Source organism: Qipengyuania flava (genome assembly GCF_011762005.1).
GTDB classification, from domain to species: domain Bacteria; phylum Pseudomonadota; class Alphaproteobacteria; order Sphingomonadales; family Sphingomonadaceae; genus Qipengyuania; species Qipengyuania flava.
Genome location: NZ_JAASQU010000003.1, coordinates 389,063 through 401,017, shown reverse-complemented (window position 1 = coordinate 401,017; position 11,955 = coordinate 389,063). Strand labels below are relative to the sequence as shown.

The 11,955-nt window shown below is 65.6% G+C and carries 10 protein-coding genes and 1 tRNA gene; 4 read left to right on the top strand and 7 right to left on the bottom strand.

Annotated elements, in window-relative coordinates; translation table 11 throughout:
* The first annotated feature begins 13 nt into the window (after positions 1–13).
* From FHS69_RS12365 to FHS69_RS12355, 3 genes are all read left to right on the top strand, one after another.
* A tRNA-Met gene (locus FHS69_RS12365) sits at positions 14–90 on the top strand.
* 210 nt (positions 91–300) lie between these two features.
* Positions 301–1,434 carry an NAD(P)H-dependent flavin oxidoreductase gene (locus tag FHS69_RS12360; protein ID WP_166777919.1) on the top strand — a complete coding sequence of 378 codons (1,134 nt, stop codon included), beginning with the start codon at positions 301–303 and terminating at the stop codon, positions 1,432–1,434.
* A 37-nt stretch (positions 1,435–1,471) separates the two neighbouring features.
* Positions 1,472–2,611 carry a CaiB/BaiF CoA transferase family protein gene (locus FHS69_RS12355; RefSeq protein ID WP_166777918.1) on the top strand — a complete coding sequence of 380 codons (1,140 nt, stop codon included), beginning with the start codon at positions 1,472–1,474 and terminating at the stop codon, positions 2,609–2,611.
* A gap of 42 nt (positions 2,612–2,653) precedes the next feature.
* On the opposite strand, the gene metK is transcribed toward FHS69_RS12355, so the two are convergent.
* The 6 genes from metK to hisS all read right to left on the bottom strand — a co-directional run bounded on the left by metK (position 2,654) and on the right by hisS (position 9,904).
* Positions 2,654–3,892 carry a methionine adenosyltransferase gene (gene metK, locus FHS69_RS12350; protein WP_166777917.1) on the bottom strand — a complete coding sequence of 413 codons (1,239 nt, stop codon included), beginning with the start codon at positions 3,890–3,892 and terminating at the stop codon, positions 2,654–2,656.
* 30 nt (positions 3,893–3,922) lie between these two features.
* On the bottom strand, positions 3,923–5,518 hold the full coding sequence (lnt, locus tag FHS69_RS12345; RefSeq protein ID WP_166777916.1) for an apolipoprotein N-acyltransferase: 1,596 nt from the start codon (positions 5,516–5,518) through the stop codon (positions 3,923–3,925).
* 42 nt (positions 5,519–5,560) lie between these two features.
* Positions 5,561–6,235: a DUF4167 domain-containing protein gene (locus tag FHS69_RS12340; protein ID WP_243844650.1), complete on the bottom strand. Its 675-nt coding sequence runs from the start codon at positions 6,233–6,235 to the stop codon at positions 5,561–5,563.
* A gap of 240 nt (positions 6,236–6,475) precedes the next feature.
* Complete coding sequence (gene prmC / locus FHS69_RS12335; RefSeq protein ID WP_166777914.1) at positions 6,476–7,297, bottom strand: peptide chain release factor N(5)-glutamine methyltransferase; 822 nt, start codon at positions 7,295–7,297, stop codon at positions 6,476–6,478.
* On the bottom strand, positions 7,294–8,361 hold the full coding sequence (prfA, locus tag FHS69_RS12330; protein WP_067674488.1) for a peptide chain release factor 1: 1,068 nt from the start codon (positions 8,359–8,361) through the stop codon (positions 7,294–7,296). Before prfA ends, prmC begins: the two co-directional genes overlap by 4 nt.
* A gap of 280 nt (positions 8,362–8,641) precedes the next feature.
* Entirely contained in the window at positions 8,642–9,904 is a 1,263-nt protein-coding gene (gene hisS / locus FHS69_RS12325) for a histidine--tRNA ligase (protein WP_166777913.1), read from the bottom strand.
* A gap of 110 nt (positions 9,905–10,014) precedes the next feature.
* Here hisS and ppa point away from each other — a divergent pair, with 110 nt between their 5' ends.
* A complete protein-coding gene (gene ppa, locus FHS69_RS12320; RefSeq protein ID WP_166777912.1) occupies positions 10,015–10,545 on the top strand; it encodes an inorganic diphosphatase in 531 nt (176 codons plus the stop codon).
* A gap of 43 nt (positions 10,546–10,588) precedes the next feature.
* On the opposite strand, the gene FHS69_RS12315 is transcribed toward ppa, so the two are convergent.
* Positions 10,589–11,926 (bottom strand): mechanosensitive ion channel domain-containing protein, encoded by a 1,338-nt coding sequence (locus tag FHS69_RS12315; protein ID WP_166777953.1) that lies wholly within the window; start codon positions 11,924–11,926, stop codon positions 10,589–10,591.
* Positions 11,927–11,955 lie beyond the last annotated feature (29 nt).

Genomic DNA, 11,955 nt, shown 5'->3' with positions numbered 1-11,955 from the left:
AACAAAAAGGTGCCGCGGGGTGGAGCAGTCCGGTAGCTCGTCAGGCTCATAACCTGAAGGTCGTTGGTTCAAATCCAACCCCCGCAACCACCGCTGTAACACCCACACCACATCCCCCAACAGCCCAACGCCCCGCCTCACACCGCGGGGCCGCCTGCATGTTCGAACACAATCATGGCGCCGGAAGGTAGCGCTCGGAGAAGTGCGTTTATGCGCGGTCGAACGGGGCCTTATGAAGGTTCCGCTTGCTCCACCATCGCAACACCATAGGTTTATGCGCGAGAGGAGAGGCTCATGTCCATGAACCGTTTGTGTGCACTCACCGGTGCCGAATTCCCCCTGTTTGCCTTCAGCCATTGCCGCGACGTGGTGGCCGCGGTGAGCAGGGCTGGCGGCTTTGGCGTGCTTGGCGCGACCCGCTTCACTCCCGAGCAACTCGAGGAGGAACTGGCCTGGATCGACGCTCATGTCGTTGGTGCCCCCTATGGGGTCGACGTTCTGGTGCCCGAAGTGGTGGACCCACGCGTCAGGGCGCTGTCGGACAATCGCAGCCGCGCGAAGGCGATCGATCCCTCCTATCAGGGGTTCGTCAATTCGGTTCTCGGTGCGCATGACATCGTGCCCGAAGCCCAAATGCCGATCCTCGCCGAGCGGATCGGAATCACGCCTGAAAACGGGCTGGCGCTGATGCAGGTCGCCTTCCGTCATTCCATCCGCCTCATCGCCAATGCGCTCGGAGTGGCTCCGGCATCCATGATCGCGGAAGGGAGGAAGCGCGGCGTGCCCGTGGCTGCGCTTGTCGGGGCGAAGGAGCATGCCATCCGCCAGGCCGAGGCCGGCGTCGATATCATCGTCGCGCAAGGGACCGAAGCAGGCGGGCATTGTGGCGAGGTGTCGACGCTCGTCTTGGTCCCCGAAGTGGTCCGCGCGCTGGAGAAAGCCGGACATGATATCCCCGTGCTGGCCGCGGGCGGGATCATGACCGGGGGACAAATGGCCGGGATGATGGCAGCCGGAGCTCAAGGTGCATGGACCGGATCGGTATGGCTCGCAACGCCCGAAGCCGAAACAAGCGAGGCATTTCGTGAGAAGATGGTTGCCGCGCGCAGTCGCGACACGGTGCGTTCTCGCAGCAGGACAGGGAAGCCCGCGCGGCAATTGAACACGCCTTGGCACGAGGCTTGGGATGCGCCCGACGGACCGGGAAGCCTGCCGATGCCGCTGATGGGCATGGTGTCGGAGCCGGCCTTCGCGCGGATCGAACGCGAGGCTGCGGCGGGCAATGCCAAGGCGCGCGAGCTGGTTAGCTATTTCGTCGGGCAGGGTGTCGGCCTGGTGGATCAGGTGCGATCGAGCCGACAGGTCGTACAGGATTTTCGCGAGGAGTTCATCGACGCGGTGACCGGGCTGGCGAGCATAGCGGGTATCGAGTGACTTGACCGTGCGGTGCCGCGGCCGCAAGCCGCGCGGTATGTGGCTCGATCAACCGCGCAATCCCAAAGCCCCGCTGGCGGGCCTGAAGGTCCTCGAACTGGCTCGCGTGCTAGCCGGGCCATGGGCCGGACAAATCCTTGCCGATCTCGGAGCGGATGTGATCAAGATCGAAAGCCCCGCTGGCGATGGCACCCGCCTGTGGGGGCCGCCATGGGTCGAGCGCGAGCAGGGCGATCGCGAAGCGGCCTATTATCACGCCGCCAACCGCGGCAAACGCAGCGTTGTGGCTGATTTCAAGAATGCAGACGACCTCCGGCGCGTCCGCGAACTGGCTGCTGGCGCGGATGTGGTGCTGGAGAATTTCAAGACCGGCACGCTGGCGCGGTTCGGGCTCGACTTTGCGAGTCTTGAAGCGCTCAATCCGCGCCTCGTTTATTGTTCGATAACCGGCTTCGGCCAGACAGGGCCGCGCGCGAGCGAAGCGGGCTACGATTTCGTCATCCAGGCGCTGAGCGGTTTCATGGCGCTCACCGGCGAGCCTGCGGGCCAGCCGATGAAGATGGGGATCTCGATTTCGGACCTGACCTGCGGCCTCTATTCGGTGATCGGGATCCAGGCCGCACTTGCCATGCGAGAGCGGACTGGCCGCGGGCAGCACGTCGATATGGCGCTGCTGGATTGCTCGGTCGGCCTGCTGGCCAGCCAGGCAACGCATTACCTTACTACGGGCGAAAACCCGCCGCGAATGGGTAACGAACACGCGCAGGTGAGCGCTTATGGCGTCTTTCCCGTTGCAGATGGCGAAGTTGTGCTGGCGCCGGCGAATGACGGCCTGTTTCGCAAGTTGCTTGCTTTGCTCGGTCGCGAGGACCTGCTGGGCGAGGAGAAGTTCGGATCCAACGAGGCGCGGCTTGCCAACCGCGCCGAGCTCGATGCGATGATCGCAGCCGAGACCCGCAAATGGCAATTGGACGAACTGCTTGCAGACTGCGCCGAGGATGGAATCCCGGCCGGTCGGGTCAACGCGATCGACGCAGTTTTCGAGGATCCGCAGGTCAGGGCGCGAGGAATGCGGATCGATCTCGACGGCATCCCCGGCGTGCGCAGTCCGTTTACCTTCTCCGAGGGCGAACTGGCCCTCGATCGCCCGAGCCCGCGCAAGGGCGAGCACGGCTGAATCAGGTCGCTAGGCGGAGGACCCTCTTGAGTCCTGCCAGTCCTAGCCGAGGGCGGCCTTGAGGTCCTCGCCCAGATCGGTGCGTTCCCAAGGGAAGGAATCGCCGGCTGCCTGACGCCCGAAATGGCCATACGCCGCGCTCTTGCGGTAGATCGGCTTGTTGAGGCCGAGGTGCGTGCGGATACCACGCGGCGTCAGCCCGCCCAGCTTGTCGATCCCGCGGATGGCATCTTCGAGCGCTTCGTCGCTCACGCCTGCCGCGCTGGTCCCATGCGTGTCGACATAGAGTGACAGCGGCTTGGAGACGCCGATCGCGTAGGAAAGCTGGATCGTGCAGCGGCGCGCGAGGCCGGCCGCGACGATGTTCTTGGCCAGATAGCGCGTGATATAGGCTGCGGACCGGTCGACCTTGGTCGGGTCCTTGCCGCTGAACGCACCGCCGCCATGGGGGGCGGCGCCGCCATAGGTGTCGACGATGATCTTGCGACCGGTCAGGCCGGCATCGCCGTCTGGACCCCCGATCTCGAAGGCCCCGGTGGGGTTGATATGCCACTCGGTGTCGGCGGTCAGCCAGCCTGCCGGCAGGATTTCGCCGACTACCTGTTTCACATAGGCCTTGAGTTCGGCCTCCTTCGTCCCCTCGTGATAGCCCTTGGCGTGCTGGGTCGAGACGACGATCGCTGTGCAGGCGACCGGCTTGCCGTTTTCATAGCGCAGCGTGACCTGGCTCTTGGCGTCGGGCTCGAGGAAGGGCGCCGTGCCGTTCTTGCGGTCCTTGGCCAGGCGTTGCAGGATCTTGTGGCTGTAATCGAGCGTCGCGGGCATGAGGTCGGGCGTCTCGTCGCAGGCGAACCCGAACATGATGCCCTGGTCGCCGGCGCCCTCGTCCTTGTTGCCGCTGGCATCCACGCCCTGCGCGATTTCGGCGGACTGGCCATGCAGATGGTTCTCGAAGGTGAGCGTCTGCCAATGGAAGCCGTCCTGCTCGTAGCCGATCTCGCGCACCGTGCGGCGGACGGCCTTCTCGATTTCTTCCTTTGCGCCTGGCGCCCAGCCGGCGTTTTCCGCCCAGTCGGGATTGTTGGCGTCGTACATCGGGGCGCAACGGATCTCGCCCGAGAGGATAACACGCTGCGTGGTCGTCATGGTCTCGCAAGCCACGCGTGCTTCGGCGTCCTTGGCCAGCATCAGATCGACGATCGCATCCGAAATCTGGTCGGAAACCTTGTCGGGATGGCCTTCCGAAACGCTTTCGGAAGTGAACAGATAACTGGTGCGCATGAAGGAGCAAATCCCGATATAAAGAAATCTTTATGTGTTCTGCGCGGGGTAGCCTCCTGCGCGGCGCATGGCAACCAGCGATAGTGCAAGCAGTGCGATACCCCAGACGAGTGTCAGCCAGTGTCCGGCACGCGCGAACCAACTCGGTGCGTACGGCGGAGGGACGATGGTGTCGATGCGGTCGGCGCGGTTCCTGCCGATATGTTCGCGGACGATGCCGCGCGCATCGATAACCGCGCTGATACCGGTGGTGGTCGAACGCAGCACCGGCAGGCCTTCTTCCGCAGCGCGCATCCGCGCCTGAGCCAGATGCTGCGGCGGCCCCCACGTTCCGAACCAGCCGTCGTTGGAGGGATTGAAGATATAGTCGGGACGGTTGCTGCGGTCCGCCACCTCGCCCGAGAAGACGATCTCGTAACAGATCTGCATGCCCGCCTTGCCATAGGCGCCGAGATCGTAGCTCAGCGGCCCGGGGCCGGGGATGAAATCGAGCGTTCCGGCAACCAGCCGCGAAAGCCCGAGCGGTTCGAGCCAGCTCCGCAGCGGCAGGTATTCGCCATAGGGGACGAGATGCGCCTTGGCGTAACGTTCGCCCAGCCGACCGTCGGGGTCGATCGAGGTTATGGCGTTGTAGGCGGCCACGGCCTTCTCGCGGCCCTCGACCATCTCGATCTCGAGATCGACCACCCCTGTCAGCAGCAGGCTGTCCTCGCCGATGACGCGGCCGATGCGGGTGCGGGCAAAGGCCGGATCGCCGCCTGCGGTCATTTGCGTGTAATAGCGCTGAGGATAGCCATCGCGCAGATAGTCCGGGATGCCGCTTTCGGGCCACAGGACGAGGCGTTGCCGGTCGGGCTGGAGCGGGGCGCTCAGCCGCGCAATCCGTTGGAACTGTTCCTCGAACCGTGACGCATCATTGATCTCGTCTTGGCCGAGATCGGGCTGCACGAGCGTGAGCGGAATGCTGCCCTGCGCGCCTTGCGCCGCAGGAAAATAGACGAGACCCGTCAGCGCTGCGGCTCCGGCGCCCAGCACCACCCAGCGGCGCGACAAGGCGAGCCAGCCCAGCAGCACGGCAAGGCAGACCACTATACCCGACAAGGCATAGCTGCCGGTGTAGGGCAGCGCGAGCGCGAGCCCCTGCCGATCCCACGGGCCCAGCAGCATCATCGAGAGGGGGCCCCAGGCATAGCCGCTGAAGACCCAGCTGCGCAGCCATTCGGCTGCAATCCAGAAGCCGCCGAATGCGAGCGCGAACGGGGCGAGCCCACCGCGCCGCGCGATCTTCCAGGCGAGCGCGCTCGCCAGTGCTGGCCAGATCGCGAGGTAGAGCGACAGCAGCGGGACTGCCGCCCAGCCGAGCGCCGCGGGCATTTCGGCCTGGTAGGTGAAGGCGGTGGCGATCCAGTTGTTGGTGACGCTGAAATGCGCCACCCCGAACAGCCACCCGGCCAGCAGCGCCCCGCGCCATGTGTCGGAACGCCATGCGAGCCATCCGAATGCCGCCATTGCAGCCAGCCCGAGCGGCCACAGATGAAAGGGCTGGAAGCCGAATGCCGAAAGCGCGCCCAGCACGAGCGCGGCGAATTTCGGGTGGGAGCGGGCCAAGCCGGGGAGTTTCTCCATCGGCTTGCCCCTTAGATCGTCAGGTCAGCAGTGCAAGCGCGATCAGCCGACCGCGCTTACCTCGCTATCGTCATCCTGCTTGCGGCGCCGGCGACGCGGGGCGGGTTCCGCCGCTTCTTCGCCGTCATTGGCACCGATCGAGGGCGGCAGCACCGCGGCATCGATCTCGCCTTCGCTGCCATTGGCATCGCCGGCCAGCTTCTTCGCCTTGCGCGGTGCGCGGCGCTTCTTCGGCGCCTCGTCTTCGTCATCGCGACGCGTGAAGGGATTGTCCGACGGCTCGAACTCGCTGTTTTCGCTATCGTCGCCGTCATCGTCGCGGCGCGGTTTGCGGGCCCGCGGCTTGCGGCCGCCATCGTCCTGCTCGTCGCGGCGGTTGCGCGAACGGCGAGCATTGCGGCGATCGTCGCCATCCTCGTCTTCGTCGTCATCGTCGGAGGAATTGCCCCCGCGATCGTCCTGGCGCTTGGCCTTGGCTTCTTCCTGCCGTGCCTTGTTGTCGGCGATCACGCGGAAATAGTGGTCGGCGAACTGCAGGTAATATTCGGCCTGCACCCGGTCGCCATTGTGCTGGGCGTCCTGGGCAAGCTTCTTGTACTTGTCGAGCAGCTGCGGGGCATTGCCACGCGCACGGCTGTCGATCCGGTTCGCCGAATTGGCTCCGCCCTGATTGCGGTTACCGCGTCCGCGACGACGGTTGTTGCGATTGTTGTTCAAGGGTAGCTGGTCCTTATTCGTTGCGCGGCGGGCACCTCCTGACGGTGCACCAAGAGCCGCGTGACCCCTTGCGCGACTGCGCTTGTCGCAGCTCGCGTGCCCCGGCCTGTGCATGGTATGCGTAGCCGAAGCTGCGCACCAGAACTGCAATGTCGGAGCTGGAACCGGTGGGGAGGCGTTAGCCGCGCACCACTGGCCTATGGCCAGAGGTAAAGGGTCGAATCGGCTTTGCCAAGTCTTTTATCTCAGGACCAGCGCGCGCGGCCTTCCCGCAAGATCGCGATGCAGCGTAACGGCGAAGCCCGCGGCCTCGGCCAGCCCGGCAACGGCGCGATCCTGGCTAGCCCCGATCTCGACCACGGCAGCACCGCCCGGGGAGAGCAGGCCGCCCAATTGCGGGATGATCGCCCGGTAATCGTCGAGGCCTTCGGGCCCGGCAAACAGCGCGCTGGCGGGTTCGAACCTGCGCACATCGGGATCGAGTGCGGCATCCAGTTCGACATAGGGTGGGTTGCAGAGCACGAGATCGAACCGGCCGAGGCCCGCTGCCCAGCCCGCATCGTGCCAGCTCGCATGGCGGAAGCTGGTGCGCGCGCGCAATCCCAATCTTTCGGCATTCACCTCTGCAACCGCCAAGGCGTCGGCTGAAGCGTCGATACCGATGCCATCGGCACCGCGACATTCGGACAGGAAGGCCAGCAGCAGCGCGCTGGATCCTGTTCCCATGTCGAGGACCCTCCGCGCATAGGGCGCGCATTCGAGTGCGGCGGACACGATGGTTTCGCTGTCACCGCGCGGGATCAGCGTGGCCGGGGTCACCCGGAAGGTCAGCCCGTAGAACTCCTGCTCGCCCAGGATATGCGCCACCGGTTCGCGCGCGGCGCGGCGTTCGACCAGTCCGGCGAAGCTATCGGGCACGCCATCGCGCATGTGGCGCAGCAGCAGGTCCGAACGGCTCGCGCCAAACGCATGCGCCATCAGCAGTTCGGCATCGAGCCGCGCAGTGTCGCTGGTTGCGGCAAGGCGCTCCGCTGCGGCGCGGAGAGCTTCGGCGACCGTCATTCGGCCATCGCGGCGAGCCGCTTGGCCTCGTCCTCGGCGATCAGCGCATCGACCAGTTCGCCAAGGCCGGGGCCGGCGATTATCTGTGGCAGTTTCTGCAGGGTCAGCCCGATCCGGTGGTCGGTCACACGGCCCTGCGGGAAATTATAGGTCCGGATCCGCTCCGACCGGTCGCCCGATCCGACCATGGCCTTGCGCGCCTCGGCTTCGGCGCCCTGCGTGGCTTCGCGCTGGGCATCGTAGAGCCGCGTGCGCAGGACCTGCATCGCCTTCTCGCGGTTCTTGTGCTGGCTGCGCCCATCCTGGCAGGTGACCACCGTATTGGTCGGCAAGTGAGTGATGCGGATCGCCGAATCGGTGGTGTTGACGTGCTGGCCGCCCGCGCCGCTGGCGCGATAGGTGTCGATCTTGAGATCGCCGGGATCGATCTGGACATCGACTTCGTCGGGTTCGGCGAGAACGGCGACGGTCGCGGCGCTGGTGTGGATCCGCCCGCCGCTTTCGGTTTCGGGCACGCGCTGTACCCGGTGGACCCCGCTTTCGAACTTGAGCTTGGCGAATACGCCGGTGCCGGTGACATTCGCGACGATTTCCTTGAAGCCGCCGACTTCCGACGCGCTCATGCTGACCGGCTCGACCTTCCAGCCCTGCTCGGCGGCATAGCGTTCGTACATGCGGTAGAGATCGCCCGCGAACAGCGCCGCTTCGTCACCCCCTGTGCCGGCGCGGATTTCGAGCATGGCGGGCTTGCTGTCGGCGCTGTCCTTGGGAAGCATGGCAATGGCCAGCTGGCGCTCGGCTTCGGGCAGGCGTTCGCGAATTGCGGCCAGTTCCTCTTCGGCCATCGCCTTCATTTCCGGATCGGCGAGCATCTCTTCGAGATCGACAAGTTCGGCCCGCATGGCCTGCACTTCGGCGGCAACCTTCGCCACCGGCTCGAGCTCGGCATAGTCACGGCTGGCCTGGACGAAGGCGTCGCCTTCGAGCTGGCCCGAGGCCATGCGCGCTTCGAGTTCGGCGAAGCGATGGGCGATCTGGTCGAGGCGTTCGGCGGGGATGGTCATGCGTGTTCGGGGGCGGATGAGCGGCAAAGTTGACAAAGGTGACAGGGTGTCAACTTCGATTTTTCAGCCCAACCCTCTCTTTCTCAATGATAAATTTGCGAAATTGCCAAGGTGACACAAAGGCGGTGCGCGGCGGAGACCGGTTCGACGGCTTTCGCCCGGTGCTGTAGCCGAGGACGCGGCCGGTAGGAAAGATGTTCGGCGAGAACCGAGATCATGCCAGGCTTCGCCGTCACTCTGCGAAAACGCGCCGGGTCGGACCCCTCCCACCGGTCCCGGATCAGGCGCGGGGCGACGTGCGGGATCGCGCGAGCAACTCCTCGATGCGCGCCTGCCATTCGTCCGACCCGCGCACGCGGCTTGCCAAGCATCCATCATCCGGAGAGAACAGCGACACGATCGTTTCGGCGCCTGATTTGACGGCCTTGTCGAAGCGCTTGCGCGGCGAGCCGGTGGCCATCAGTTCGGCCGAGTGGCCAGCCTTGCGGATGGTGCTGATCAGCGCCTGGGCCGACGCCATCTGCGCATCGTCTTCAAGCACGACGATTACATCGGCGTCGGGTTCGCCCTTGTCCCCCACCAGCATCGCCAGCCGCTCGATTCCCGCGGCCCAGCCGACTGCGGGCGTCGCCGCACCGCCGAGGCTTTGCATCAGCCCGTCATAGCGCCCGCCCCCCAGGATCGTGCTCTGGCTGCCGAGCTTGCCCGCCGCCTCGCTCCCCTCGTCGGGAATGAATTCGAAGGCGGTGTGGCGGTAATAGTCGAGCCCGCGCACGAGGCTTTCGGCGCGCGTCCATTTCACGCCTGCCGCATCCAGCCCGCTCGTGACTGCGCCGAAAAACGCCTTGGCCTCATCGGTCAGGAAGTCGTCGATCTTCGGCGCATCGGCGACGAAACGCTGGTCGCGGCGATCCTTGCTGTCGAGGATGCGCAGCGGGTTCTTTTCGAGCCGTTCTTGCGAATCCTCGCTGAGCTCGTCTTTCACTGCGCGAAAATAGTCGACCAGCGCGGCGCGCCAGGCTTCGCGGCTGTCGCCATCGCCCAGTGTGTTGAGGTGCAGCGTTACCCCGGTGATGCCCAGTTCCTTGAGCAAATGGTCGGCCATCGCGAGCAGTTCGACATCGGCCTGCGGCTCACCCGCGCCGAGGATCTCGGCGTCGATCTGGTGGAACTGGCGGTAACGCCCCTTCTGCGGGCGTTCGTAGCGGAACAGCGGACCGTGCGTCGCCACCTTGAGCGGGGCGTGCTGCTGCCATCCGTTCGACAGGAAGGCTCGCGCGATGCCGGCAGTGAATTCGGGGCGCAGCGTCAGGCTTTCGCCCCCGCGATCGTCGAAGGAATACATTTCCTTGCTGACCACGTCGGTGGTCTCGCCGATGGCGCGGCTGAACACTTCGGTCTTCTCGAACACGGGCATTACGACGCGCCGGAAGCGGTAGAGCCTGCGCACGCGTTCGAAGGTTTCGACGACGAAAGCGAAGGCTTCCGCATCGGCGCCGAAGATGTCCTGGGTGCCACGAATGGCCTGGGGTGTCTTTGCCATGGCGCGCGCTTAGGCGAGGAAGGCGGTTGCCGCAATATGACGGGGGCGCTATCGGCGCGCGCAAGCCTTCCGCTCGCGGAAGTCCATCCGACAACTGTAGAAGACACCTCATGCGCATCGACAAGATCCCGACTGGCGACAATCCGCCCGAAAGCCTCAATGTCATCATCGAGGTGCCGACCGGCGGCGAACCGGTGAAGTACGAATTCGACAAGGACAGCGGTGCGCTGTTCGTCGATCGCATCCTGCACACGCCGATGCGCTATCCGGCCAATTACGGTTTCGTCCCGCATACGCTCAGCCCCGATGGCGATCCGCTCGATGCACTGGTGATCTCGCGTTCGCCCTTCATTCCCGGCTGCGTGGTGCGTGCGCGCCCGATCGGCGTGCTCAATCTCGAGGACGAGCACGGCGGCGACGAGAAGCTGATCTGCGTGCCCGTCGACACGACCTTCCCCTATTATTCGGACATCGCCGAAACGAAGGACCTGCCGAGCATCATCTTCCAGCAGATCGAGCACTTCTTCACCCACTACAAGGATCTCGAGAGCGAGAAGTGGGTGCGGATCGGCAATTGGGGCGACGCTGCCGAAGCGCGGCAGATCGTGGTCGAAAGCATCGCGCGCTACAAGCAGGGCTGAGCCGGCCTGCAGTCCCCGCGAACGGCGGGGACCGCCCAGAGCGTCATTCGACCGGGCGTGAATGGTCGAGCAGGTCCTTTTCCTGCTCGCTACCCGGCCGGCTGCGCTCTTCCTCCACCATTGCCGCGATCTCGTCGACCGGGCGGACATCCTCGTCGCTCTGGCTGGCGGCAGCGATGCGCGCAGGGCGCGGCGCCGGTGCGCCTTTCGCTTCGGTCGTCACCTCGGCGGCGAAGGGCACGCTGGCCGAACGCGGATCGAAACGAAGGCGGTAGATCGGCTCGGGCAGCCCGAAACCGGCGTCCTCGAGCGCTGTCTTCACCGCGGGGATCGCCTCGCTCTGCGCTTTCCACCAGTCGGTTTCGCGCTGGTCGACCCATCCCAGGAAGCGGATCACCACGTTCGAATCGCCCACTTCGATGATCCGAGCCTCGGGCGGGGGATCGGCCAGCATGAAATCCAGCCCCGCCATCGTGTCGCGGCCCAATTGCCGCGCGGCACGGGCATCGTCATCGGCATCGACGCCGAGATCGAACTGGAAGCGGCGCTGCGGGTTGCGCGTGAAGTTGAGGATGACCGCCTTGAACACCTGCCCGTTGGGAATGCGCAGATGGTTGCCGTCGAGCGTCATCAAGACGGTGGCGCGGCTGGTGAGGCGGATCACGCGGCCTTCGTAGGTGTCGATCTGGACCCAGTCGTTGGCGCGGAACGGCTGGCGCAGTGAGAGCAGCAGCGAGGCGACGTAATTCTCGATCGTGTCGCGCATGGCGAAGCCCAGTGCGATCCCGATCAGCCCGGCGCCGCCCAGCACCGCGCCGAGCAGGGCCGTTGCGCCGATCATGTCGAGGGCGATCACGAGGCCGATAATGGTAAAGCCGAACCGGATCGCACTGGCGACCAGTTCGGCGAGGAAGCCATTGGGCGCGAGCCGGTTCCACACCCGGCCGAGCCCGGCGATGAGGTAGCCGATGAAGGCGATCGCCAGCCAGACGCCCAGAGCGGCGGCGATCAGCGGGAGCATGCGGACGAAATTGCTCCAACGCTCGGCGAGGCTGCTGATGCCCGCGCTGTCCGCGGACAGCGTCAGGTCGCGCTCAAGCCCGTTTTGCACCGTGACCACGCCCGCCACGCGATTGGCGATCGCTTCGGCGCGCGCGATGTCCTCGGCCTTGGGCACCGTGCCCGCGAGCGAGACCACGCCTTCTTGCACCTCGATGTCGACCGCCGCAAAGGCCGGCAATTCGGCAAAGATGCCATCGATCCGCTCGGCGATGCGGCGGTCGTCGCCCGCATCCTGCGTGGCGGCGATCGTCTGGACCGGAGTCGGGCTGGCGGTCGGTTCGGCTTCGGTGGGCAGGTCGAGTTGCGCCGCGAGCGGCATCGCCCAGAGAAGGGCGAGCAGGGCGGCGA